At 57.5% G+C, this 23,254-nt stretch carries 21 protein-coding genes and 1 pseudogene; 8 read left to right on the top strand and 14 right to left on the bottom strand.

Annotated features, from left to right (window positions below):
- Positions 1-106: 106 nt before the first annotated feature.
- The 3 genes from J8G15_RS06715 to J8G15_RS22035 are packed head-to-tail and all read left to right on the top strand — an operon-like array spanning position 107 to position 1,996.
- Positions 107-355, top strand: a complete 249-nt coding sequence (locus J8G15_RS06715; protein WP_210547701.1) for a hypothetical protein — start codon at positions 107-109, stop codon at positions 353-355.
- Complete coding sequence (locus J8G15_RS06710) at positions 315-1,688, top strand: SNF2-related protein (RefSeq protein WP_240538545.1); 1,374 nt, start codon at positions 315-317, stop codon at positions 1,686-1,688. Before J8G15_RS06715 ends, J8G15_RS06710 begins: the two co-directional genes overlap by 41 nt.
- Positions 1,685-1,996 (top strand): helicase-related protein, encoded by a 312-nt coding sequence (locus J8G15_RS22035; RefSeq protein ID WP_210546735.1) that lies wholly within the window; start codon positions 1,685-1,687, stop codon positions 1,994-1,996. The genes J8G15_RS06710 and J8G15_RS22035 overlap by 4 nt, the downstream gene beginning before the upstream one ends.
- Here the strand turns inward: J8G15_RS22035 and J8G15_RS06700 are convergent.
- Positions 1,903-3,450: an IS3 family transposase gene (locus J8G15_RS06700; protein WP_210544764.1), complete on the bottom strand. Its 1,548-nt coding sequence runs from the start codon at positions 3,448-3,450 to the stop codon at positions 1,903-1,905. The two genes, J8G15_RS22035 and J8G15_RS06700, sit on opposite strands and share 94 nt — an antisense overlap.
- A 122-nt stretch (positions 3,451-3,572) precedes the next feature.
- Between J8G15_RS06700 and J8G15_RS06695 the strand changes: the two genes are divergently transcribed.
- A complete protein-coding gene (locus tag J8G15_RS06695; protein ID WP_210546734.1) occupies positions 3,573-5,012 on the top strand; it encodes a mannose-1-phosphate guanylyltransferase/mannose-6-phosphate isomerase in 1,440 nt (479 codons plus the stop codon).
- Positions 5,013-5,096: 84 nt separating this feature from the next.
- Here the strand turns inward: J8G15_RS06695 and J8G15_RS06690 are convergent, their stop codons facing one another.
- From J8G15_RS06690 to J8G15_RS06675, 4 genes are all read right to left on the bottom strand, one after another.
- Positions 5,097-5,489: an RNA-binding S4 domain-containing protein gene (locus tag J8G15_RS06690; RefSeq protein WP_210546733.1), complete on the bottom strand. Its 393-nt coding sequence runs from the start codon at positions 5,487-5,489 to the stop codon at positions 5,097-5,099.
- A 48-nt stretch (positions 5,490-5,537) separates the two neighbouring features.
- Positions 5,538-5,852, bottom strand: a complete 315-nt coding sequence (locus tag J8G15_RS06685) for a hypothetical protein (RefSeq protein WP_210546732.1) — start codon at positions 5,850-5,852, stop codon at positions 5,538-5,540.
- Positions 5,853-6,008: 156 nt separating this feature from the next.
- Positions 6,009-6,518 (bottom strand): DUF1993 family protein, encoded by a 510-nt coding sequence (locus J8G15_RS06680; RefSeq protein WP_210547494.1) that lies wholly within the window; start codon positions 6,516-6,518, stop codon positions 6,009-6,011.
- A 66-nt stretch (positions 6,519-6,584) separates the two neighbouring features.
- Positions 6,585-7,817 (bottom strand): methyltransferase, encoded by a 1,233-nt coding sequence (locus tag J8G15_RS06675; RefSeq protein WP_210546731.1) that lies wholly within the window; start codon positions 7,815-7,817, stop codon positions 6,585-6,587.
- Positions 7,818-8,433: 616 nt separating this feature from the next.
- On the opposite strand from J8G15_RS06675, the gene J8G15_RS06670 reads away from it, so the two are divergent.
- Positions 8,434-9,003 carry a restriction endonuclease gene (locus tag J8G15_RS06670; RefSeq protein WP_210546730.1) on the top strand — a complete coding sequence of 190 codons (570 nt, stop codon included), beginning with the start codon at positions 8,434-8,436 and terminating at the stop codon, positions 9,001-9,003.
- A gap of 32 nt (positions 9,004-9,035) precedes the next feature.
- On the opposite strand, the gene J8G15_RS06665 is transcribed toward J8G15_RS06670, so the two are convergent.
- From J8G15_RS06665 to J8G15_RS06650, 4 genes are all read right to left on the bottom strand, one after another.
- The gene (locus J8G15_RS06665) at positions 9,036-9,482 is read right to left on the bottom strand and encodes a DUF1850 domain-containing protein (protein ID WP_210546729.1); all 447 of its coding nucleotides are present in this window, start codon (positions 9,480-9,482) and stop codon (positions 9,036-9,038) included.
- 19 nt (positions 9,483-9,501) lie between these two features.
- Positions 9,502-11,538, bottom strand: coding sequence for a TRAP transporter permease (locus J8G15_RS06660; RefSeq protein WP_210546728.1), 2,037 nt, complete (start codon positions 11,536-11,538; stop codon positions 9,502-9,504).
- Between the two features lie 75 nt (positions 11,539-11,613).
- On the bottom strand, positions 11,614-12,561 hold the full coding sequence (locus J8G15_RS06655) for a TAXI family TRAP transporter solute-binding subunit (protein WP_240538467.1): 948 nt from the start codon (positions 12,559-12,561) through the stop codon (positions 11,614-11,616).
- Between the two features lie 191 nt (positions 12,562-12,752).
- Positions 12,753-13,979, bottom strand: a complete 1,227-nt coding sequence (locus J8G15_RS06650) for an alpha-hydroxy acid oxidase (protein WP_240538466.1) — start codon at positions 13,977-13,979, stop codon at positions 12,753-12,755.
- 105 nt (positions 13,980-14,084) lie between these two features.
- On the opposite strand from J8G15_RS06650, the pseudogene J8G15_RS06645 reads away from it, so the two are divergent.
- Positions 14,085-14,980: pseudogene (locus J8G15_RS06645) on the top strand (LysR family transcriptional regulator).
- 5 nt (positions 14,981-14,985) lie between these two features.
- On the opposite strand, the gene J8G15_RS06640 reads toward J8G15_RS06645, so the two are convergent.
- From J8G15_RS06640 to J8G15_RS06620, 5 genes are all read right to left on the bottom strand, one after another.
- Positions 14,986-16,314, bottom strand: a complete 1,329-nt coding sequence (locus J8G15_RS06640) for a sigma-54 dependent transcriptional regulator (RefSeq protein WP_240538465.1) — start codon at positions 16,312-16,314, stop codon at positions 14,986-14,988.
- Between the two features lie 7 nt (positions 16,315-16,321).
- Complete coding sequence (locus J8G15_RS06635) at positions 16,322-18,088, bottom strand: ATP-binding protein (RefSeq protein WP_210546724.1); 1,767 nt, start codon at positions 18,086-18,088, stop codon at positions 16,322-16,324.
- Between the two features lie 117 nt (positions 18,089-18,205).
- On the bottom strand, positions 18,206-19,162 hold the full coding sequence (locus J8G15_RS06630; protein WP_210546723.1) for a TAXI family TRAP transporter solute-binding subunit: 957 nt from the start codon (positions 19,160-19,162) through the stop codon (positions 18,206-18,208).
- A gap of 119 nt (positions 19,163-19,281) precedes the next feature.
- On the bottom strand, positions 19,282-20,700 hold the full coding sequence (locus J8G15_RS06625) for a sensor histidine kinase (RefSeq protein WP_210546722.1): 1,419 nt from the start codon (positions 20,698-20,700) through the stop codon (positions 19,282-19,284).
- On the bottom strand, positions 20,697-21,377 hold the full coding sequence (locus J8G15_RS06620) for a response regulator transcription factor (protein WP_210546721.1): 681 nt from the start codon (positions 21,375-21,377) through the stop codon (positions 20,697-20,699). The genes J8G15_RS06625 and J8G15_RS06620 overlap by 4 nt, the downstream gene beginning before the upstream one ends.
- Before the next feature lie 274 nt (positions 21,378-21,651).
- On the opposite strand from J8G15_RS06620, the gene J8G15_RS06615 reads away from it, so the two are divergent.
- The gene (locus tag J8G15_RS06615) at positions 21,652-22,608 is read left to right on the top strand and encodes a tripartite tricarboxylate transporter substrate binding protein (RefSeq protein ID WP_210546720.1); all 957 of its coding nucleotides are present in this window, start codon (positions 21,652-21,654) and stop codon (positions 22,606-22,608) included.
- Between the two features lie 88 nt (positions 22,609-22,696).
- Positions 22,697-23,242: a tripartite tricarboxylate transporter TctB family protein gene (locus tag J8G15_RS06610; RefSeq protein WP_210546719.1), complete on the top strand. Its 546-nt coding sequence runs from the start codon at positions 22,697-22,699 to the stop codon at positions 23,240-23,242.
- Positions 23,243-23,254 lie beyond the last annotated feature (12 nt).

The following is a 23,254-nucleotide window of genomic DNA, read 5'->3' as shown; positions in this document are numbered from 1 at the left end:
CTATTCGGCAACCCAGTGGCGGTTTTTGTCAAACCCGCAAAAGTATGTGAATGCCAGTCAAACTACCGAGCGACCCCTGGCGCTTGAGAGCACGCAGCGCTAATTTTTGACCGTTGAAGATATTCTGGCTCGGCTCGGCGGCTGCTATGGTCAAGAGGTGCGCAAAGGGGTCCTGCTGGCAGACGATGTGGGATTGGGCAAAACCACGGTGGCGGCTTTGGTGGCGTGGGTGTTTGGATTGGCTGGCGAAAAGCGAAAAGCGAAAAGCGAAAAGCGAAAAGCGAAAAGTGCGAATTTTGGCACCCAACGATGTGATGGTGCGGCGGTGGGAGGCAGAGCTCAAATCCCACGTTGAACTGCTCAAAATTTGTGGCACAAATTTTGAAGATATTGACACAAAAAGTATCAAATCCGCTGCCGCCCGACGGCTGACAGCGGGCTCCATTCAGGTCGTGAAACACTCTTACGCAGGCAACAATCTGCAATGTGACCTGTTGATTGTCGATGAAGCGCATAGTGCCAAGGGGGAAGGCACGGCGTTTAGCGATGCTCTCAAATTTCAGAGCAAAAAAGCCAAGTGGGTGCTGATTCTGACTGCGACACCGTTTTCGATCCATCTTTCCGAGTTGAACCGGATGCTGACTTTGGTGGGTTCCGGCCATGCCCACGCTGCTGTTAAAAGTTTCAGCCTGGCACTCGATAAAATTTACCACACCCCGCCCTCTCGCCAAGAGTATGCCACTGCCAAAGACCTGATAAACAGGGCGACGAAGGCGATTGATGCCATTCAGAAACAAGTCGTCCGCCACAGCATTGATGATTTGCCGGATGAGAAAGCTTCGCTGGGCATGTGTGAAGAATGGAAGCTTGCAGACACCCATGCCAGTGCTGACGAACTGGAGTTGCTGCTGCGTATGGATCGCCTGCTGCGCATTGCAAAAGATGCGGGCATGGACACTAGGGGTGCCACCAACGATGCACGCTTTCACGTCTGCTGGCAGCACTATGATGAAACCTTGGCCGGTCTGGTTGAGCCCATTAAAGCGCTTCGCGAACCCAAAAAGTCACTGATGGCGAGCCATCTGCGACACATAAAAAAGCTACGCAAAGTGGTCGGCCCACATTCCAAGATGATTGCAGTGGCCGAAGCGGTGGTAGCCACCGTGAACCAAGGCGAGAAGCTGGTTATTTTTTGTCACCATATTGCCACGGCCCAGGAATTGACCCTGTGCCTGGCGGGCCTTGTGCCAGCCCTGTCGCCCACGACCAAACTAGATGCCACAGTGTGGGAAACAGCCTGGCAACACGTGTTCGTAGACTTGGACGCAGCGAAACAAAACCCCAATCTGCGCGATACGTTCATCGACTGGCTGGGCTCGGACATGATTCGCGCCCAAACGCAAAGCTGGTTCAACAGCACCCCGCGCTCAAGCACGGCATTGTTGAAAGCATTGACCGAGCAGCACGCACGCCACCATCCCGAAGAAACCATTGCGAACGCTGCACTCAGCCTTTTTCAGGAGCTGTTGAAGTCAAAGTCTTGCATAGGGGTGTTGCGCGATGCGGACATCTATCCCGAATTGATGCCAGGCGCCACCGGAAAAAATGCGACAGGTCGGGTGTTGGGTGTTTGTGAACCCAAAGCTAATGCGGACTTATTCATGCGCAATAACAGCCAGACACCGTGATCAGGGTGTTTGGCAGCCCATTTGGCCCGGACGTGCTTGTGGTCATCGACAAGTTGTCCGAAGGCATTGACCTGCATAACTATTGCCGCCATTTGATTCACTATGAACTTGATACCAGCCCGATCCGCACAGTTCAGCGCAATGGGCGCATTCGCCGTGTTGGCGCCAATCGAATACTGGCCACCTGGGGGTGCGGCGTAAAACTTGGACTGGTTTATGCCGTGATTCCGAGGCTCGCCCGATATTCAATGGGACTGAGTGAGCCAAGGGAGATCTTGATGCGCTTTTCGTTATACCAGCGGATGTAGGAGTCAACGACCTGGATGAATTGATCGATTGATATGTCCTGCCAGCTCCGAGGATAAAACAGCTCCGTTTTCAATCCCCCGAAGAAACCCTCGCAGGCTGCGTTGTCTGGCGAACACCCTTTGCGCGACATCGATCGAATCAGTCCTGCATTGTGTACCCGTGAGAGCCATCCAGGCCAGCGATAGTGAGCACCACGATCAGAGTGAATGACAGGCCGGATTTCGCTGTCGGCTACTGTCTCAACAGCAGCATCCAACATCGTGTTCACCAAGTCGGAGTCGGGGCGTGTGCCAATGGTCCAGCTGACTACCAAACCATCGAAGCAGTCGATCACAGGGGAGAGATACACCTTCCCAGCCGGGATATGGAACTCTGTGATGTCAGTCAGCCACTTCTCATTCGGGGTCGCAGCCTGGAAGTCCCGATTGATGAGATTCTCTGGTGCAGGGCTGATTTCTCCCAGGTAAGACCCGTACCGACGCCTTCGATTGGCGGCAACGACCAAGCACTCCTGCTTCATCAAGCGTTGCACGACTTTCTCGGAGATATGCAGATGGCGCCGGCCAAGTGCTGCACGAATTCGCCTGTAACCGTAGCAACGGTGATTGCTCTGGAAGACATCGGCAATGGCAACCCGAGCGTCAGCGTATTTGTCAGGACTCCTTAGCCGGGCGCAGTGATAAAAGTAGGAGCTACGGGCCAGGTCAAGTTCGCCAAGGAGCTCTGCGAGTGCATACGTGTGCTTCAGGGCGTCAACCAGCAGGGTCTTCTCCCGATTGCTCAGGTGCTGCGGGGCGACGCCCAGGCCTTTTTTTAACAGTTCATTGGCCTTCTTCAGTAGGTTATGTTCAAGCTGCAAGCGCCGGATGTCACGTTCAAGCAGTGTGACGTGCTGCTGCAATTCTGTGAGGTCTTTCTGTTTGGGGATTGGCCCAGAATCTTTGTGCCGCTTCATGGATGCTGAGGCCTCTCGACCAAGTAGTTGATTCTTCCAGTTGTACAACGTAGGCCGGCACACTCCCACTGATTGGGCAGCGGCTAAAGCGTTGGTCGTCCTGGTGCACAGCTCAACCACTGCGGCTTTCTTTAGATCCTGAGGGTGCTGAACATTCGGTGCACGCCCCACGATACGCGGTCGAACTTCCGGATGCAATTCGTCAATCCACTCAGTGAGCAACTCCCTGCATGGGTATCCCAGTGCCCTCATGGTGGAGGCCATGCAACGATCGTGGTCCAGGTAATGCTGAACCGCCACTTGGATTTGCTCAGCCGTGTACTTCACCCTGGATCGGGTATACACCACCTGCAAGTCCCGATCCCGTTCGTACTCTCGATACCAACCCTTGAGTGAATTCTTTGTTGGATAGCCCAACTGCCGAATGGTCGGTCCGGTACGTTTACCGAGCTTGACATAGAGCTTGACGGCTCGAATTCGCTCTTCGTATGAATACATGAACTACCTCCAAGTAGTCCAGGTTATTGTCCGCACCCCCAGATGACTAGTTTTCGGCTGGCGGCAACAAGATTGTCACTGACTGTGTGATAGCCTGCGCGGTCTTCAAGGAGGAAAATTACATGAATAAAAACGCCAATGATGCGGCTCAGCAATTCGTTCCGGTTGTCATGTGCGGAGGTAGTGGAACCCGTTTGTGGCCATTGTCGCGTCAAGCGTTGCCCAAACAATTCGTTCCTTTGGTGGATGGCAAGAGCTTGCTCCAACTCACCCTGGAGCGTGCCCGTTTGTTGGGATCAAAGACAACCATTGTGGCCAGCGAAGAACACAGGTTCTTGGTGCAGGAAAGTGTCAATACTGCTCTGACGCAGGCAAGTATTCTGCTGGAACCCGTCGCTCGAAACACGGCTGCCGCCATGGCCGTTGCGGCGCTCAATGCGCAACCTGACGCTTTGTTGGTTTTTTTACCTGCGGATCACCATATTCCTGATGGCAAGGCATTCAACGCCACTATTCGCGGCGGCGTCGCTGCGGCGAGGGCGGGTTCTATTGTCACTTTTGGGGTGCAACCGACCTATCCCAGCACCGCCTACGGGTACATACAGCAGGGAAAGGAAGTGCCGGGGCAGGATGGCGCTTTTGGCGTTCAGTGCTTTATTGAGAAACCCAACGCTGCCCGTGCACAAGAATTGCTCTTGGCGGGCGGTAATTATTGGAATGCGGGAATCTTTCTGTGCGAGGCTCGCACTTTGATCGCGGCCCTGAGTACTTATGCATCCGACATATTGGCGGCCTGCCAAGCTGCGGTGGCCCAGCAAACGGTGGACGGTGAGTTTATCCGTCTGGACGAGCCTTCATTTGCGCAATGCCGATCTGAGAGCATCGATTACGCGGTGATGGAAAAAGCCGCCCAATCGGCTCAAGTGGTGGTAATTCCTTTCGCGTCAGCGTGGAGCGATGTGGGGAGCTGGAATGCTGTTGCTGAACTCTCTGAAGCGGATGGTGCGGGCAATCGGGTGCATGGGCAGGGGTACACCGTCGATGCCAAAGACACTTACATTCATGCGCCGCATCGGCCGGTTGTTGCACTTGGAACGCATAATCTTCTGATTATTGACACTGCAGATGCGCTGCTGGTGGCTGAAGTGGGGCATGCGGAGCAAGTCAAGGCCGTGGTCGCCCAGCTTGATGCCAAAGGTGTTCCGCAGGCGCGTCACCATCGCCGCGTGGCGCGCCCGTGGGGTGCCTATGACAGTGTCGATTCAGGACCACGCTTCCAGGTTAAACGCATTGTGGTGAACCCCGGGGCGACTCTCAGTCTTCAGATGCACCATCACCGCGCTGAGCACTGGATTGTGGTGAGTGGCACCGCTGAGGTAACGAATGGTGAGCAGGTCTTGTTGCTCACTGAAAACCAAAGTACGTATATTCCGTTGGGTCAGGTACATCGGTTGGCCAATCCGGGCAAAGTTCCGCTCGAGATCATTGAGGTTCAGTCAGGCTCGTATTTGGGCGAGGATGACATTGTCCGACTTGAGGACACTTACGGCCGGGTGAAGTAGCGCTCGGGATGACGCGGGGCAGAAGAGCGCTCCGTCAGTCTGGGTCAAGCTGCTCAGGTACCAAGTTTGACACATCATCAAGCACTATTCAGGTGCTTGCCAGCCTTTGGCCTTTTCAAGGGTTCTGCGGTCGCGTTTGGTCGGACGCCCCTGCGCCAGACTCAGCGCAGGTTCTGGTGCCAACCGGCGTTGCTCGGCGGCGGCAATACGCTTGGCCTGCGACTCTGCCGTCTCGTTGAACAACTGCGCCGCAACAGGCGCTGATCCCCGTTTATCGCTTAGGCCGGCGACGATCACGCGACGTGAGACGGCGCCGATTTGAATTTCAATGGCATCGCCAATTTTCAGTTCTTTGGCTGGTTTGACGGTAGTGCCATTGACAGACACTCGCCCCTTGTCAACTTCGTCAGCGGCCAGACTGCGCGTCTTATAGAAACGGCTGACCCAAAGCCATTTGTCGATACGGAGCTTCTCCATGGACGATCTCTTAGAAATGGAACGACATAGAGTGTCGGGGCTGTGCGCTCACGGCAACGGGCGACCGGTTTTCGGACCAGCCACATGAAGGCTGGACAGGTTCATGATGGCTTCCAACACTTCAGGCTTGAATCCAGCGCGGGCTCGAACAAATTCATCGCCAGGGTTGAACAACAACTTTTGAATGAATTCGTCGCACTCGGGGTAGCCCCAGAACAGCTGGATGGAGTCGGCAATTCTGGCGTGGTGTTTTCGCAATATCCCAAATTCGTGATCAATCTTCGCTTGACGGTTTAACTCGTCAAGCGGTAGAGGTTCGGTCTTTTCAAAATCAGGCAAAGAAGGTGAATCAATGTCGGACATAGGCCATAGAGGGTTGTTCTAGTTTCAATGTCAAAAGAGCGAAGCTGGAGAGACTCTTCAGAATCAAGCCAGCCTCATGTTGACACTGAAGTGCCCACTATGCCCAAAACATGCTACGGTGAGCCGTGGGCCTTGATTACAAGATCCCGAAAATCATCAATAAGTGCCGACGTAGTCTTTCTTGCCGACCTCAACGCCGTTGTGCCGCAGGATGGCATAAGCGGTGGTGGTGTGAAAGAAAAAGTGGGGCAGCCCATAGTTGAGCAAGTAGGAGTTTCCCGTGAAGCGCTTCTCTTTCGGCGTACCGGCCTGGGACACGATTTCTCGGGTGGCGGCTGACTCAAACTGAGCCGTGTCAAGGCCTGCAATAAAATTCAGCACCGTGGAGATTCGCGCCTGAAGGTCTGCAAAAGTCTGTTCGTCATCAGCCAATTTTGGGACTTCGACGCCAGCGAGGCGGGCTGCGACGCTTTTCGCAAAGTCGGTGGCCACTTGAACCTGGCGCAGCAAGGGAAACATGTCAGGGTACAGGCGGGCTTGCAACAAGGCGTTGGGATCGATCTTCTTGTCAGCGGCGTGGGCCTCAGCCTTGCTCAGCACCTGCTGCAGTCCCCCCAACATTTGGGTGAAAATGGGAATGGATGAGCTGTAAATGGTGGGGTTCATGGGTTCTTTCATAGGGGGGAGATTCTGGCTTGAATCTATAAGGCCCGCCTCAGGCTGGCCTTTGTCTTACTGTGTCGCCTTGATGACTGCGAGGCGCCAGAGCGAAGTGACCTCTTTGGTCCGCGCCTCATGCAAGGGGTCTGACTCGTCGCCAAGCTTGGCATGCAATGGCTTGGCGTCGATACGGCTCACGACGCGCAATCCGTTCGCCTCGAAGGCGGCCAGCAGTTCATCGCGGATGCGCAGCCCCAGGTGTTCGGCCAAGTTTGACAAAATCAACCAACCTTCGCCCTTGGGGGTCAAGTGATCAGGCAAACCTTTCAGAAAGCCCATCAGCATGCGGCTGCCTTCGTCGTACACCGCATACTCAATCGGTGTGCTGGGACGGGCCGGGAGCCAAGGGGGATTGCACACCACAATGGCGGCGCGGCCCTCTGGGAAAAGGTTGGCTTGGACCAGCTCCACCTTGTGCTCAAGGCCGAGTTGCAAGAGGTTTTCTCGGGCGCAGACCAAAGCGCGGGGCTCCAGGTCGGTAGCAATGACTTTGGTCACACCCCGCTGTGCGAGGACTGCGGCCAACACGCCGGTGCCGGTGCCGATGTCAAACGCCACCAAGGCATCTTGCCCCGCCACGTGCTTGGGCACGTGGGCGCTGGCCACTAGCTTGATGTATTCGCCACGCACGGGAGAAAAGACTCCGTAGTGTGGAAAGATGCGGTTGTTCGGGCCTTCGCCCAGCTCAGGGATCTCGACTCCCACACGTCGCCACTCGGCCGAACTGGTAATCCCCAACAGCTCTCGCAAAGACGCTACCGACGGCGTTGCAGCGTCGCCAGGCGCGCCCCAGACAGCGGTGCAGGCTTGCTTGACGTCAGGCGCTCGGCGCAATGGCACAGTGTAGTCAGCGTCAAATGGCACCAACAGGGTGTTGAGCAGGCGGGCGCGTTGAGATTGGGCCAAGCGGTAACGGTTGAATACGTCGTTGGCGGGCACCACCTGGGCGGCCTTTTTGCGTTTGCGAGCAGGGGTGTTCTCAATCCGGCGGGCCAAGGCCTGCAGCAACTGGCGGGCATTGTGAAAATCCCCGCGCCAAAGCATGTAAGTGCCTTCGCACGCCAGACGATAAGCATTGTCAGCGGTCATGGTGTCGTCGGCTAAAACGACTTTTTTCGGGGGCAGGGAGCCGCGCTCTGAGCGCCAGCGGGCCGAGCAATCCTCGCCCGCTTCAAGCCAGTGGATCACCGGGTGGGGTGGGGTGGCAGCGGGTTCCAGCGTTGCGCCGGCGGGGGAATTAAACATGAGATAGATCGTTCGCAATAAGTAGTGAACCAGCGTTTTAACAGAAGTGACATCACCATTGACAATTGCACGTCGAGCGAGGGTGATGAAATGCCGTTGCCATTGCGGTGCCAGTGGCTATTTGCTGGACTGATTCCTGAGGGACCCAGCGCCTCGACACCAAGTCGCTCAGATGTTCCTGCATTTTCGGTCAACCGTCAATTTCGGTTGTTCCTCAGGTTTGACGGGATGCTATAAATTCAGTAGTGTATTGCGGTTTTTTTACGAGGGCTGGAGCGGTATTTAATCAATATTTTGTGACAGCGCTGGAGAATTTCGGCCCATACATGCCGTGGTCAAACGGGTGATCGCTAGCGAGGGTACAGGTCGGCGGGATCGATCGGGAGGCAGCCCTCCGAGCAGGGCGATTTTCTGCAGGTGGGTCTCTGCCATACTGCCGGTCGGCCAACAGTTCAGTGTTCAGGGGAATGCCAGCGCAAGCAGCGTGGATGTGGCACACATGGATGGAGTGTCGGGGTAAATTGAGGACTTTTGCGTCGATTCAGACTGGATGATCAAACATTCAAAGAAGTGCCCCGATTGGCGTCAATTTCAAAGTGATTTAGAAGGTAAAGATATGAAATTCAAGATGGCAGAAAACTCAATTTTTGCAATTCTTCTGCGCAAGCCTTGGTGGGTGAGCATGTTGGTAGTGGGCGCATTTTTCCTGTTGTCAGGCGCTTTGCTGCCCAAGGAATACGTGCCATTCGGCGTGATGGGATCCTTGCCGTTTTTGGTCATTGCGGTCATGGCAGCGTGGCGGCAGCAGGGCCAGCCCAGTGGTGCCCAGGTGAGCGAGTCCCTGGCGCAAGCGGCGAGTCTGTCGTGGCGAGATTTTTCGGCGCGAGTGGAGCAGGGGTACGCCCGCCAGGGCTATACCGTTGAAAAACTGAATGGCACGGCCGCTGATTTCCAGTTGAGCAAAGCCGGGCAAGTCACGCTGGTGAGTTGCAAGCGGTGGAAAGCGGCTAATCACGGGGTGGACGGGTTGAAGGCCTTGCTTGTGGCCAAAGAGGCGCAGGAGGCGCGGGGCTGCACTTACATTGCGCTTGGTTTGGTCAGCGACAGTGCGCGCCAGTTTGCCAAAGCAGAGGGCATTCACTTGATGCCAGAGACCGAGTTGGCCAAACTTCTTCTCTCTAAATAGGCATCTAGCCCCTGTGGATAAAGCGGATGCAGCTATTTTTTTGATAGTAATTTTTCTGCTGTGCAGGGGGTCATCAAAGTGATACCCCGGTCCGAGGGGAGCCAATGCGACATGGGTTGGCAGCTTGATGCGTGGCACAACTCATAGTCAGCGGTGAACTCGGAGCGAGTCAGCCGCAACTCAGCGCTTGTCGCAATAGACGGCGTGTAATCGTACCAGCCGTTTTTCAACACCGCATCATCCGGCGGCTCCATGCCCGCCGCCGAGCCCCGAACGCGGGCTTTGACGGCTAGCAAAACAGGTACTTGGCGGGAAGCCTGGTTGGTGGCCACCACGTAGTCTTCTTCCCAGCGCACTTTCTCAATCGAGTGAGTCCACGCCAGCGTGACCTGCTCGCCCGGTACAAAGACTGGCGCAGACGGCAGGCCTGCTTGAGCAGACGCCGCAAGCGTCAGGCAAATACCGAGAAGACTGGCCATGTGGCAGGGTCTGGCCTTATCAGGCCGTTGCTGTGGTCGCCAATTGGCGGCTGCGCCAATAGTGCCACGCCACAAAAGCGGCGACGCAAGCCAAGCCCAGTTCGTCAGTGAATGGCAATGCAACGACCAGCAAGCTGGCCGATGCAATGGCCACCACACGCTCGATCCAGTTCAGGCGAGTTATGAGAAAACCAATGGCACCAGCGCCCCACATGGCGATCGCCACCAACGCTTTGAACACGATCCAGGTGGTGTCCATCCAGTCGCCGCTTTGCAGCATCAAGGCCGGACTGTAGACCGCCATGAAGGGCACGATGAAGCCCGCAATGGCGACGCGAATCGCCTGCATGCTGATCTTTAGTCCACTCTCCCGTGCAATCGGGGCGGCGGCGAAGGCGGCTAGGGCCACGGGCGGTGTCAGATCAGCCATGATGCCAAAGTAGAAGACAAACATGTGTGACACGATCAGCGGCACGCCCAATTGAAGCAGCACGGGCGCGGCCAGAGAGCTGGTGATGATGTAGTTGGGAATTGTCGGGATGCCCATACCCAGCACCAGACAGGTCACCATGGTCAGGAAGAGGGCCAGAAACAGGCTTTTCTCACCAATGGCAATGATGTGTCCGCCCAACTCGGCAGCGACGCCGGTCAGGTTGATCATGCCAATGATGACGCCTACCAGCGCACAGGCAATGGCCACGGGCAAGGCATGGCGGGCACCGTCCACCAGCGCGGTGATGGCCAGTTGGCGGGCATCAGCACCCACACGGCGGGCGTAGGTCAGGGCGATCAACAGGGCAACCAGCACAAAGAACGCACCCACACCAAATTGGAAGAAGCCCGAGCAGGCCAAGCCCAACAGCACCCAGAAGAGACCACGCAAGGCCAGGCTCTTCACACCCGTCAATACCGCAGCGCCAAAGATCAATATGGCTGTCAGGCCCAGTCCGACGGTGCCGGAGAACAAGGGCGTGTAACCGGAGAACAGCAACGCCACCAGACCGGCCAGAGGCAGCAGCAAATACCAGCGTTCACGAATCGCCGTCCAGGGGTTGGGGCAGTCCTCTTTGGCCAAACCCAACAGGTTTTTGTGGCCGGCTTCCAGATGCACCATCCAGAAAGCAGTGACGAAATACAGAATAGCGGGAATGACCGCGGCCTTGACAATTTCAATGTAGGGCACGTTGATGGTTTCGGCCATGATGAACGCCACCGCGCCCATCACCGGCGGCATGATTTGCCCGCCCATGCTGGCCGTGGCTTCAACGCCCCCGGCAAAGGCCGAACTGTAGCCAAAACGCTTCATCAGCGGAATGGTGAATTGACCCGTGGTGACCACGTTGGCCACGCCTGAGCCGCTGATGGTGCCCATCAAGCCAGAGGAGATCACCGCCACCTTGGCTGGGCCACCGCGGGTATGACCGACGGTGCCCAGCGCAAAGTCAGTAAAGAGTTTGATCATGCCGGCCTGCTCCAGAAAGGAGCCAAACAGAATGAACAGAAAAATATAGGTAGACGACACATAGGTGGGCGTGCCGTAAATGCCTTCCGTGCCAAAGCCCAGAGTGCTGACAATCTGGTCCATGCCAAAGCCCCGGTGTGCCAAAGCGCCCGGGAGGTGCTCGCCAAACATGCCGTACAGCAAGAACGTGGCGCAAATGACGGGCAGGCCCCAACCCATGGCGCGGCGGGCGGCCTCAAACACCAGGGCGACGGTAACCACGCCCACGACCCAATCGGCCGTGGTGAGTTCACCGGCACGTTGTGTCAGGTCGGCCTCAAATACCCATTGGTAAATGCCGAAGGCAAAACCGGTCAGGCCCATGGCCCAGCCAAGTGCCCGCCAGATGGCAGATCGCCCGCCCATGGGGGGGTGAATCGCAAAAATCATCAGCAGGACAAAGCCCACGTGAATGGAGCGGATTACCAGACTGGACAGCGGGTGAAAGGATGCCATCCACAATTGGTAACTGGAGAAGAAAATGGCGATCCAGAATATCGCGCCGCTGAGCGGCGTGTGCGACGTCTCGTCTGTACTGGTGCTGGGAGCGTTCATGAAGGCCTCTTCAAAAGAAAGGAGTTGGACCGACCCCAACAAGGGGTCGATTCACAGAGCTGATAGTAAACGCGCTTACTTGATCAAGCCCACTTCTTTGTAGTACCGCGCAGCACCGGGGTGCAAAGGAACAGGCATGCCTTTGATGGCATTTTCACGCTTGATGACCTTGGCGGAGTTGTGGGCCGCATACAGTGTGTCCAGATTCTCATACATGGACTTGGTCATCTGATAAGCCAATTCGTCTGACACACCCGAGTGGGTGATCAGGAAGTTGGGGATGGCGGCGGTCGCGACGTCTGTCGTCTGTCCGGGGTAGGTGTTGGCTGGAATGATGGCGGCCTGGTAGGCGGCATCACCCACTTTGGCCACCACATCTGCGGGCACTGGAATCACGATGATTTTCACTGCCGTGGCCAGGTCGCGCAGGGAGGCCACACCCAAGCCAGCGGACTGCAAAGTTGCGTCCAACTGGCGGTTTTTCATCAACTCCACTGACTCACCAAACGCCAGATACTCGACCTTGGCCATGTCTGAGTAGTTGAGTCCAGCGGCTTTAAAGATGGCCCGCGCATTCAATTCCGTGCCGGACTTGGCGGCGCCCACCGAGATGCGCTTGCCCTTCAAATCTGCCAGAGTCTTGATGCCAGAGTCGGCGCCAGCCACGATCTGGATGTAGTTGTTGTACGTGCCGGAGAGGCCGCGCAACTTGTCCAGCTTGGTTTTGAAGCCGGCTTCTTCGTCACCCTTCCAAGCGTCGGAAACGGAGTCGCCCAGCGCCATGGCCAACTCACCCCGACCGGCTTGAAGCAGGTTCAGGTTTTCAGCCGATGCTTTTGTGACCTGCGCGGTGGCGCGCACATTGGGAATGGCCTTGCCATAAATTTGTGAAAGGGCGACACCCATGGGGTAGTACACGCCGCTTTGACCGCCCGTCAACACGTTGACGAACTGCTGTTGTGCCATCGCGTGGCTGGCGCTGGCAACGATCAGGGCGCCGGTGAGCAGGTGTTTCAATTTCATTGTTGTCTCCATCAAGTTATAAGAAAGCCGCTTTGGGTTCGCGGCCAGATCACTATGCAAGTTGCTTGCCAGGCCGTGATGAGCGCCAAGTTATTGATTTGATTGGGTGCCGAGTTGTTGAGTGTGCGGATTTCCAGAATGAACCCGGCATCTTGTCTGGCATCTCGCACAACGCGTTGCGCGCTCTGACCTCATCTGAGCTTGACTAAACATTCAGCGTTGAGTTCTGAGCATTGGTTCACGCCGAGCATGGCCATGTTGCGGTCTACTTCGTCGCGCAGCATTGAGATGGCGTGCAGTACGCCGGCTTCAGAGGCGACAGCGGCGGCGTAGTTGAAAGGGCGGCCCACAAAAACCATGCGCGCCTCCAAGGCCAGTGCCTTGATGACGTCGGATCCGCGACGAAACCCACTGTCAATCAATATCGGCATGTCGCCTACAGCTTGCACAACGGGGGCGAGCAGGCGCAAGGGCGCTATCGCGCCGTCAAGCTGGCGCCCGCCGTGGTTGGACAGGATGATGGCATCGGCACCATGCGCCTGCGCCGTGCGCGCATCGGCCACACTGAGAATGCCCTTGATCACCAGCGGCCCCTGCCACTGCCGGCGAATTTGCGCCAGATGGCTCCAATTCAAATGATCGCGCGCTGAGAAGTCGCGCATGACCTTGCTGGACACAATGGGCGCGCCCCGGGTGGCAAATGAGTTTTCGAAATGCGGTACGCCATGGTTGATCAAGGTTCTCAGCAAGGTACCCACCAGCCAGGAGGGCCGAATCAGCCCGTCCCATGCCAGGCGCAGGTTGGGGCGAAGCGGTGTGGAGAATCCGCTGCGCACATTGTTTTCCCGGTTGGCAGACACGGGCAGGTCTACCGTGACTACCAGCGTTTTGAACCCGGCCCGCGCGACCCGATTCACCAGCGCTTCGATGCGCGCGGGGTCACCCGGCAGGTAGGCCTGAAACCAGGTGTCGGGCGCGGCTTGGGCCACGGTTTCCATCGGAATCAGTGACGACCCGCTCATGATGGACGCAATAACCGTTTGCTGTGCCGCGTTGGCCAGCACCAGATCGCCCCGGTAGGCTGATAGGGCGTGAATGCCCATGGGGGCAATGCCGAAAGGGCTGCTGTAGTGCTGACCAAACAATTCCACGCTCTGGTGACGTTGGGAGACGTCGACCAATGTACGGGTGGTGAAGCCGTAGTCGTCAAACACGCTTCGGTTTTGCCGCAACGAATGGTTGTCTTCGGGGGCGCCGGCAATGTAGCCAAAAATAGGGCGGGGCAGGTGGCGGCGCGCTTTGGCCTCGAAGTCGTCAAGGCACAGCACATCTCGCAACGCACGCGGCGGCAGCGGGCCGCCCGTCAACTGACGGGGCTGGGTGACATCAAGGCGGTGGGGTGTAGTGATGTGGGGCATGAGCGGGTGGGATGCGTGGGGCACTGGCAGCACTTTAAAACCGACTGTTATTTCAAGAAAGCGATATATTGAAAATAAATTAGTTCGATAAAAATCAACAAGAACATGCTGACCCCGACATTCAAACAACTCGAAGCTTTTTACTGCGCAGCCACCTGCACCAGTTTCGCCACGGCCGCCGAGCGCCTGCATTTGTCGGTCTCCTCACTTTCCAAACGTTTGGTCGAGCTGGAGACGGCCCTGGGGCACACCTTGTTTGACCGCAGCGGACATCGCGCCGTTTTGACGGCCGACGGCACGCGATTGCTGGCGCCGGCGATGGCTGTGCTGGACTCGGTGGCAGCCTTGCAGGGCACGTTCAGCACCAAGGCTGGGCTCAGCGGGTGGTGTCGATTTGGGGTGGGGGAGTTGTCGGCACTTACCTTGCTACCTCAATTTGTGGCCCGCATTCGGGAGCAGCATCCCGGTTTGTCGGTAGAGCCCTACGTGGATGTGGGTGCCGTTTTGGAGCACCGAATCGAAAAAGGGGAGTTGGATTTTGCAGTGATTGCCGGGCGCTCGTCGAGCAGCCAGGTCTTATCACAGCCGGTGGGGGTGGCCCAGTTTGCCTAGATGGCATCACCCGAGGTGGCTGGCCCAGAAGGCGTTCTCACACCCGCTCTCTTGCAACGCTGGCCCTTGGTCACACTTCCGGCCAGTGCCGGGACCACCCGAATACTGGATGACTGGATGACTGGTTGCTGGTCAAAGGGTTTGCACCGCCACTGCGCATCGAATGCAACAATTGGATTGCCATTGCCGGCATGTTGCGTGAAGGCGTGGGGATCGGATTTTTGCCAGAACACTGGGCAGGCCCCCGGCATCTGAGTGTGTTGACTTGTGACTTGCCCTTGGCACCGTTGCATTACGCCTTTCAGTGGCAACGCGATGACCGTCGGGAACTGATCCGGGTGATGCGCGACCTGGTTCCCCGCTGTGTCGACTTTTCAAGCCCGGTTTGAGAGGGTCAGGCAGGCGATCGATAGACGCTGGTGTCAATGGCGTAGCGGGCAACCTTGTCGTACAGGGTTTTTCTGGGCAGCTTCAGATGCTCGGCCGCCAGGGTGACGTTGCCGCCATGGGCCGTTAAAGCCTGAACGATCAAGTGCTTTTCAAAAGCCTCTATTTGCAGTGCCATGGCGGGCGAATCGTTTTCGTTGGCGAGGGTTGACGCGGCGTCGCCTTCGAGGCCGAGGCACAAGCGGTCTGCCACATTCTTCAACTCGCGCACATTGCCCGGCCAATCCTGGCCCTGCCAGGTGGCCAATTGAAGTTGGCTCAAACTCGGCGGATTGACGCCATACCGGTCAGCCGCCGCTCGCACGCAATGCGCCATGAGCAAGGGAATGTCCTCGCGCCGCTCTCGCACCGGAGGCAGCGAAATATGGGCCACATTCAAGCGATAAAACAGGTCAGCGCGGAATGTCCCTTGTTCGGAAAGCGTTTTCAGGTCCTCCTTGGTCGCGGCAATGAAGCGGCAATCAATAGCGACCAACTCATTGCCGCCTAGTCGCTCCAGTCGACGCTCCTGCAGCACTCGCAACATCTTGACTTGCTGGGACAGGGGTAAACTTTCAATTTCATCCAGAAACACCGTTCCGCCTCGGGCGTACTCCAATTTGCCAATGCGTTTGCGTGCCGCCCCCGTGAAGGCGCCTGCCTCATGGCCAAACATTTCACTCTCGAAAATCGACTCCGGCAAGGCGCCGCAGTTGATGGCCACAAACGGCCCCCGCCTGCCCGAGGCTTTGTGCAAGGCCCGCGCCACCACTTCTTTTCCTGTGCCGGTTTCCCCCCGAATCAGGATGTCCACCTGCGTGGGACCAAGCGCATTGATTCGGCGTTTGGCCTCCACGATGGCCGGTGCTTGACCAATCAGGTCGCTGACGCTTTGGGCACCAACCAAGGCCTGTAGACGCCGATTTTCCAGCACCAAGTGACGCTTTTCCAACGCGCGACGAACCACCTCCGTGAGGCGGTCGGATGAAAACGGCTTTTCCAAAAAATCGTAGGCGCCGTTGTGCATGGCGTCCACCGCCATGCGAATGTCACCATGACCGGTCATGAGGATGACCGGCACTTCATGGTCCAACTCCCGAACCCGGCGCAGCAACTCGAACCCGTCAGCGCCCGGGAGTCGGATATCGCTAACCACGGCGTCAGGCGTGGATGTCGTCAAGAGTCGAAGCGCGGTTTCCGCATCGCAGGCGGTAATCACCGTCATGCCGGCCAAGCTCAGCGCCTGGTCGGCGCCCAGTAATACCAACGGATCGTCTTCGACAAGCAAAACAGTCATGGTTGAATTATTCATGGTCCGGGGCCCGGCGCAAGGTGAGGTCAAACTGGGCACCCGGGGCGACATTGCAGGCCGTCAGGGTGGCCCCCATCTCCTTCACGATGGCTTGAGACAAAGCCAGGCCCAAGCCCAATCCCTTGCCACTTGGTTTGGTGGTGAAAAAAGGTTCAAATAAATGGGCCTGCGCCTGGGGGCTTAGGCCGGGCCCATGGTCACGAATGGACAGTGTGACCTCGGCTTCTGTAGCAACCAGGTGAATGTCAAGTTGACGCTGGGGTTGATCTTCCATCGCGTCAATGCCATTGCGAATCAGGTTGACCAGCACCTGCTCCAGTCGAATGGAGTCGCCCATGACCCACAGGTTGGTGCTTATCGACTTGATGTGGGCATTGGCCGCATGCCGATGCGGCTCAATCAGCATCAGCGCGCTCGAAATCACGCCCGACAAAGGCACGGCATGCAGGCGGGCGGGCTCCTTGCGGGCAAAGGCCTTTAGTTCTCCAACGATGTTGCCCATGCGTGTGCACAGGTCACCAATGTGCGCCAGGTTTTTCCGCGCTGAGGGTGTGTCATCGCGACTCAGAAACACGCTGGCGTTATCTGCCATGGTGCGCAATGCCGCCAGGGGCTGAGAAATTTCATGACTGATTCCAGCCGCCATTTGACCTAGCAGGGCCAGCTTGCCGGTTTGAACTGCCGTGTCGTTGGCCGCCGTCAATTCAGCCGTGCGGGTGGCAATGCGTTCATCCAAGGCAGCGACGACTTGAGCGAGTTCATGACGAGCGGCCAGTCGGTCTGAACGCCGCCGCCGGTATTGCCACCCAAGCCCTGCGCCGGCCAAAGTCAGAGCCGTGGCCAGACCTGCCAGCGCGGCCACGAGCAAACCTTGGTTGACGGCGCGTTCCGGGTTGGAGAACAGCAGCAAGTGCCAGCCCAGGCTTTCTATGGGACGGCCCAGCACCAGAAAGGTTTGATGATCTGCTCGGAGTGTTTCGCCCTGACGGGCCGGCATGGGGCCGGGCTGGGATCGAAGCGGGTTTTGAGCGATGTCTCCGTATTGCCGGGTGCGCTGAAGTTCTTCAAGCGCGTCCGAGGAGAGGGTGTCGAGGCTGCGGTAGCGCCACTCTGGATGGGCCGACAGAAACAACACACCATATCGGTCCGTTAGCGCCAATGGGGTGCTGCTGCGAACCCAGCTGTCCTCAATCTCAGTCAAGTCGATCTTGACGGCCACCACACCCAACACGCGGTTTCCCGCCCGGATAGGTGCCGCGATGAAGGCGCCCGGTTCGCCAGTGGTGACGCCAATGGCGTAGAAGACGCCAGTTTTGCCAGTCATGGCATCCATAAAGTAGGGGCGAAACCCGTAGTTAAAACCGACAAAACTGTCTGGCTGTTGCCAGTTGCTGGCGGCCCGCGTCTGGCCCTGCGCGTCGATCAGGTAGGCATGACTAACCCCGGATCGGACTTGCGCAAAGCTGAGATAGTTGTTAGCTGCATTGATGTTTGCCGTGTTGTCAGGCGCCTGTAGAAGGGCGAGCAGAGACGCGTCTGCCCCCAGGAGCGCCGGCAGGTTTTTAAAGCGTTCGACGGCACTCAACAACTCCCGTGTGTGGTATTCAATCTGGGCTGTACCTTTGGACTGCATCTCATCCAGCGTGCGCTGGTGGGCGGCCCCATAGGCCAGCCATGCGGCCGCCAGCACCAGGACTACCGCGAGCGCGAAGGTGATAAAAGCGGCGGCAAAACCTGAGCGGGCGCTAGTGGCGGTCATGGGCGATGGTCGGTTGAGCGCGAGAAGGCATTTGACAAGGCGAAAAAAAACGGCCCCGGGAGGGGCCGCCTCAGAATCAGGAGGCGGGGGGCCGCCCTCTCTCAATTCGCGTTGTAGTTACTTGATCAGTCCGACTTCTTTGTAATAGCGCGCAGCGCCCGGATGCAGGGGAATAGGCATGCCTTTGATGGCATTTTCACGCTTGATGGCCTTGGCCGAGTTGTGGGCCGCATACAGCGTGTCCAGATTCTCGTACATGGACTTGGTCATCTGATAGGCCAACTCGTCTGGCACTCCAGAATGTGTGACCAGGAAGTTGGGAATCGCTGCCGTGGCGATATCGGTGGTTTGTCCTGTGTAGGTATTGGCAGGAATGACCGCCGGCTGGTAGGCCGTATCCCCCACTTTAGCCACTACATCAGCGGGCACCGGGATCACGATAATGTTCACCGCGGTCGCCAAATCGCGAATTGACGCAACGCCCAAGCCAGCCGACTGCAGGGTGGCATCCAGTTGGCGGTTCTTCATCAACTCCACGGACTCACCAAAAGCGAGGTATTCCACTTTGGACAGGTCCGCATAGTTGAGGCCGGCTGCCTTGAAAATCGCACGAGCGTTGAGTTCAGTGCCGGACTTGGCCGCACCCACGGAAACACGCTTTCCTTTCAGGTCCGCCAGGGTTTTGATTCCGGAGTCGGCATTGGCGACGATCTGGATGTAGTTGTTGTAGGTGCCCGAGAGGCCACGCAGCTTGTCCAGCTTGGTTTTGAAGCCAGCCTCTTCATCACCTCTCCAGGCGTCCGACACGGCATCGCCCAGGGCCATCGCCAATTCACCGCGACCGGCTTGCAGCAGGTTCAGGTTTTCAGCCGACGCTTTGGTGACCTGTGCCGTTGCGCGCACATTGGGGATCGCTTTGGCGTAAATCTGTGACAGAGCCACGCCAACGGGGTAATACACGCCGCTTTGACCACCGGTCAGGACGTTGACGAACTGTTGTTGAGCCAGAGCGGCACCAGAGAACAGGGCGGCACTGAGGCTGAGCCCCAAACCAAATTTTTGAATCACGCGCATTGGGTTATCTCCTCGTTGGTTATGTCAGGGGAACAGCATAACGCAAGGCTGCTGCGGGAAAACCCTCGGGAAACTAGCCTGGCGTCCGAGTGGCGATGAATTGAGTGGTGTGAAAAATCTCATCCTGGAGGGGGAAGACAATGCATTCGGACGATCACGTCCAAACCCGTGATTTGGCCAAACGCTGTACGGTTTTCCAGGTAGATGCTGCCGTGCAGTGCCTGAACGATTTCATTGCAAATAGCCAAACCCAAACCAGAGCCTGAGTGCGTTTCTCCGGCTGAGAATGGCTGAAACAGACGCTGACGAAGTTCAGGGGTGATGCCTGGGCCGCTGTCGCTGATCATCAGCTGGGCGGCTTGGTTGCTGCCATGAAACTTGATGCTCAACTTGCCGTTGGCCGGCGTATAGCGGATGGCGTTGTGAAGCAGGTTGCGCATGAGTTCACGCAACATCCAGTCGTGTGTATTGATCCAGACCGGCGTGCAGTCCATGTCAAAGTCAATGCCTTTGGCAACGATCAATGGGGATAAGTCCAGCGCGATCTCTCGCAGAATAAGGTCTCCGTTGATCGGGCTACTGGCGACCTGATTCGTCAACTGGGCAACCTTGGCAAGTGAAAGCATTTGGTTTGCCAGCGTGGTGGCCCGGTCGACGGTGTCGCTGATTTCGAGGAGCGCCTGTCGTGCATCAATGTCCCCTCGCAACGCGGACTGAACCTGCACTTTGAGCACCGCCAGCGGCGTGCGCAGTTGATGGGCTGCATCCCTGACAAAGCGCTTCTGGTTGTCAAGCAGGTGCTTCAAACGGCCCATCAGGTGATTGGTCGCATCCACAAGCGGTGTTAGCTCCAGGGGGGCGCCATTGGCCTCGACGGGAACCAGATCGTTCTCCGCCCGGGCCTGGAGGCGATCACTCAACTGGCGAATCGGGCGAGTCGCATGTTGAACAACCACCAGCACCACGAGGACCACCACCATGATCAAGCCCGCTTGCCGCAGTAGCGTGTCAATCAAAATTTGTCTCGCCAAGGCCTGTCGGAGTTCCAGAGTCTCGGCAACCTGAACGACGGCCATGGCGCGTGCTTGCCCCATGGCGACTGGTTGCAGCAAAACGGCCACTCGCACAGCGTCACCAAGATAGGTGTCGTCGTAGAAGTCGACTAGTGCCGCGTAAGGGCCCTTGTCTGGTATTTCACCCTGCCAGACGGCAAGGTCTTTGAAGCCATCGATCAGTTGCCCCTGCGTGCTGGAGATGCGGTACACCATGCGGCTGCGGTTGTCGGCCTCGAAGGGTTCGAGCGCGGCATAGGGCACCGTGGCATATAGCTGAGTGTTTTCTCCAGTGCCTTCCGCCTTGATGTGCTCTCCAATGGATTTGGCGGAGGCCAGCAAGGTTCGGTCGTAAGCGGTGTTGACCGCCGTGAAGGCCTGCTGATAAAGACCAATGGTGTCGATCAGGATAAATAGGCCGACCGGGATCAAAATGCCGAGCAGCAAATGCCTGCGCAGAGATCGCGATGCGGGGCGACTGGTCATGCGTCGACTTTGAGCACATAGCCCAGCCCGCGCAGGGTGACCAGACTCACGCCGGTATCTGCCAGTTTTTTGCGAAGTCGGTAGACCACCACCTCTATGGCCTCGTATTGGACCTCGGATGCGCCGGGAAAAACCAACTCAAACAGACGCTCCTTGCTCACCGCGTGCCCGGGTCGCTCCAGCAAGGGCTTCAACAGCGCAAGTTCACGTGGCGTGAGGTCCAGGATCTGCTTGTTGTGGTAGACGGCACCGCTATCTTTGTCGTAGCGGACTCTGCCGTTCAGATCAGAGCTTGTGGCCAATTCGGTGGATGATTCTTGCCGACGACGATGCAGCGCCCGGACTCTGGCCTCCAACTCATCCAGGTCGAAAGGCTTTGGCAGGTAGTCATCCGCTCCGGCGTTGAGCCCCAACACTTTGTCGCCGACGGTGCCACGCGCGGTCAGGATGAGCACCGGCGTTTTCAAATTCTCAAGACGGGCCTGCTCCAGAATTTGGAGTCCGTCTCGGCCAGGTAAGCTCAGATCGAGCAAAACCACATCGGGCAGGCTGGCTCGCCAGCGGCCCAAGGCCGCTCGGCCATCAGCGCAAACCTCAACCTCCCAGCCCAAACGGGTCATGGCTCGCTTGAGAGAGGTGTGTAGTGCAATGTCGTCTTCGACCAGCAGAAGTCTCATGGCGGTCTCAGTCTTTGCTCGTTGCTTGGCCAAGTTCGGGCAGGGCTGCATGCAGCGTTGGGTTCATTATCTTCTTTGGGCAACAGTTGTCAGGGCATTCCAGACTGAGGAGTCAGCCAAATGAGTCAGCCAAATTTGGAGTTTGCAGGTGCGCGATGTTACGTACATACGGTGTGGGTCGCGTGTCCGGGCTTTCCCTAGTGCCACCGGACAGCAGATTGACAGCCTGGGAACGCATGATGTCGGTACGAACAACCCCAACAGGAGATGAGCAATGCGTCGTGATACTTTCCTCAAATCAATCGCTGCCTTGATGGCTGCGGGTGTCTACCCCATGTCGGCGCAAGCGGCCGCCAACATCAAGATGATGATTCCCGCCAATCCAGGCGGGGGTTGGGACGGCACAGGCCGGGCGCTGGGTAGCGCTTTGCGTGAAGCTGGCGCAGCCTCCGTAACTTATGAGAACAAGGGCGGCGCGGCGGGTGTGATTGGTTTGGCGCAGTTTTACAACTCCACCAAGGGTGATGAAAACGCACTGATGGTTATGGGTGCAGTCATGCTGGGCGGGATCATCACTGGCAAGCCACCGGTTTCTATCGACCAGCTGACGCCCATTGCGCGTTTGACGACCGAGTACAACGTGTTCGTGTTGCCGTCCAACTCGCCCTATAAATCGATGGCCGATGTCGTCGCTCAGCTCAAGAAAGACCCCGGCAGTATCAAGTGGGGCGGTGGCTCGCGAGGCTCGACAGAGCACATTGCCGCGGCGCAGATTGCGCAAGCGGTGGGCGTCCCCGCTGCCAAAATCAATTACGTTCCCTTCCGTGGCGGCGGTGAAGCAACAGCGGCCATTTTGGGCGGCAATGTCACCATTGGTGGCAGTGGTTACAGCGAGTTTCAGCAGTACATTGAGAGCGGGAAGATGAAACCGATCGCAGTCACTTCTGGTCAACGCCTCAAAGGCATCAACGTGCCAACTCTCAAAGAGCAGGGCATTGACGTGGAAATCGGCAACTGGCGTGGTGTGTTCGGCGCCGCCGGTATCACTCAAGCTCAACGTGATGCGTTGACACAAACCGTGATCGCGGCAACGAAAACCAAGGTGTGGGCCGAGGCGCTGGAGAAAAACGGTTGGAATCCCGCTCTGTTGACCGGGAAGGCCTTTGATACGTTTGTCGACCGTGACTTTGCGACGCTGCGAGCCACCATGGTGCGCGCCGGCATGATTTAACGCAGAACTACTGACCCACCGTCTGGCCGTTGCCCCAAAAAGCAACGGCCCTTTCTTTGAATCGTTGTCTTCTTCGTCGGAGCATTGCATGGCCCCCCTCGACTTGTCTGAGTCCAATATCACGCCCCCCTCCACGCACCACCGATCAGGACAGGTGTTGATGGGAGCCGGTGCGCTGCTTGTGGCGGCCGTGCTGGCCTATGGTGCCATGGATATTCCGTCGAGCATTGGCTATTCAGGTGTCGGACCCAACTTTTTACCGTGGTTGGTGGCGGTTGCCATGGCCACCTGTGGAGGCTGGTTGCTCTGGGAGGCTTATTCGGGCGGTTATCGACACATGGAGACGCCATCGGGTGCCGAACAGGGAGACTGGAAGGCGCTGGCCTGGGTATCGGCTGGCATTCTGGCCAATGCGACGCTGATAACCACCATCGGCTTCATTCTGAGCTGCTCGCTGTGCTATGGACTGGCTGTTCGAGGCCTGCGTGGCAGCGAAGGCAAACCACCGGGCGATTTGCGCCAGACCATCAAGGATGGTGTGACCGGCATGCTGATTGCCGCCCCCGTTTTCTGGTTGTTCACCAAAGTGCTGGCAGTCAACTTGCCAGGTATCACCGCGAGTGGTTGGCTGTAAGCCCGGCAATCA

The sequence above is a fragment of the Rhodoferax sp. PAMC 29310 genome, assembly GCF_017948265.1.
In the GTDB taxonomy this organism is placed as follows: Bacteria; Pseudomonadota; Gammaproteobacteria; order Burkholderiales; family Burkholderiaceae_C; genus Rhodoferax.
This window is presented reverse-complemented; position numbering and strand designations above follow the sequence as displayed.

Bases quoted from the DNA above. Each gene is read 5' to 3' on its own strand.
- J8G15_RS06710 (WP_240538545.1), top strand. From the start codon at position 315: ATGGTGCGGCGGTGGGAGGCAGAGCTCAAATCCCACGTTGAACTGCTC.
- J8G15_RS06700 (WP_210544764.1), bottom strand. From the start codon at position 3,450: ATGTATTCATACGAAGAGCGAATTCGAGCCGTCAAGCTCTATGTCAAG.
- J8G15_RS06695 (WP_210546734.1), top strand. From the start codon at position 3,573: ATGAATAAAAACGCCAATGATGCGGCTCAGCAATTCGTTCCGGTTGTC.
- J8G15_RS06690 (WP_210546733.1), bottom strand. From the start codon at position 5,489: ATGGAGAAGCTCCGTATCGACAAATGGCTTTGGGTCAGCCGTTTCTAT.
- J8G15_RS06685 (WP_210546732.1), bottom strand. From the start codon at position 5,852: ATGTCCGACATTGATTCACCTTCTTTGCCTGATTTTGAAAAGACCGAA.
- J8G15_RS06680 (WP_210547494.1), bottom strand. From the start codon at position 6,518: ATGAACCCCACCATTTACAGCTCATCCATTCCCATTTTCACCCAAATG.
- J8G15_RS06675 (WP_210546731.1), bottom strand. From the start codon at position 7,817: ATGTTTAATTCCCCCGCCGGCGCAACGCTGGAACCCGCTGCCACCCCA.
- J8G15_RS06670 (WP_210546730.1), top strand. From the start codon at position 8,434: ATGAAATTCAAGATGGCAGAAAACTCAATTTTTGCAATTCTTCTGCGC.
- J8G15_RS06665 (WP_210546729.1), bottom strand. From the start codon at position 9,482: ATGGCCAGTCTTCTCGGTATTTGCCTGACGCTTGCGGCGTCTGCTCAA.
- J8G15_RS06660 (WP_210546728.1), bottom strand. From the start codon at position 11,538: ATGAACGCTCCCAGCACCAGTACAGACGAGACGTCGCACACGCCGCTC.
- J8G15_RS06655 (WP_240538467.1), bottom strand. From the start codon at position 12,561: ATGAAATTGAAACACCTGCTCACCGGCGCCCTGATCGTTGCCAGCGCC.
- J8G15_RS06650 (WP_240538466.1), bottom strand. From the start codon at position 13,979: ATGCCCCACATCACTACACCCCACCGCCTTGATGTCACCCAGCCCCGT.
- J8G15_RS06640 (WP_240538465.1), bottom strand. From the start codon at position 16,314: ATGACTGTTTTGCTTGTCGAAGACGATCCGTTGGTATTACTGGGCGCC.
- J8G15_RS06635 (WP_210546724.1), bottom strand. From the start codon at position 18,088: ATGACCGCCACTAGCGCCCGCTCAGGTTTTGCCGCCGCTTTTATCACC.
- J8G15_RS06630 (WP_210546723.1), bottom strand. From the start codon at position 19,162: ATGCGCGTGATTCAAAAATTTGGTTTGGGGCTCAGCCTCAGTGCCGCC.
- J8G15_RS06625 (WP_210546722.1), bottom strand. From the start codon at position 20,700: ATGACCAGTCGCCCCGCATCGCGATCTCTGCGCAGGCATTTGCTGCTC.
- J8G15_RS06620 (WP_210546721.1), bottom strand. From the start codon at position 21,377: ATGAGACTTCTGCTGGTCGAAGACGACATTGCACTACACACCTCTCTC.
- J8G15_RS06615 (WP_210546720.1), top strand. From the start codon at position 21,652: ATGCGTCGTGATACTTTCCTCAAATCAATCGCTGCCTTGATGGCTGCG.
- J8G15_RS06610 (WP_210546719.1), top strand. From the start codon at position 22,697: ATGGCCCCCCTCGACTTGTCTGAGTCCAATATCACGCCCCCCTCCACG.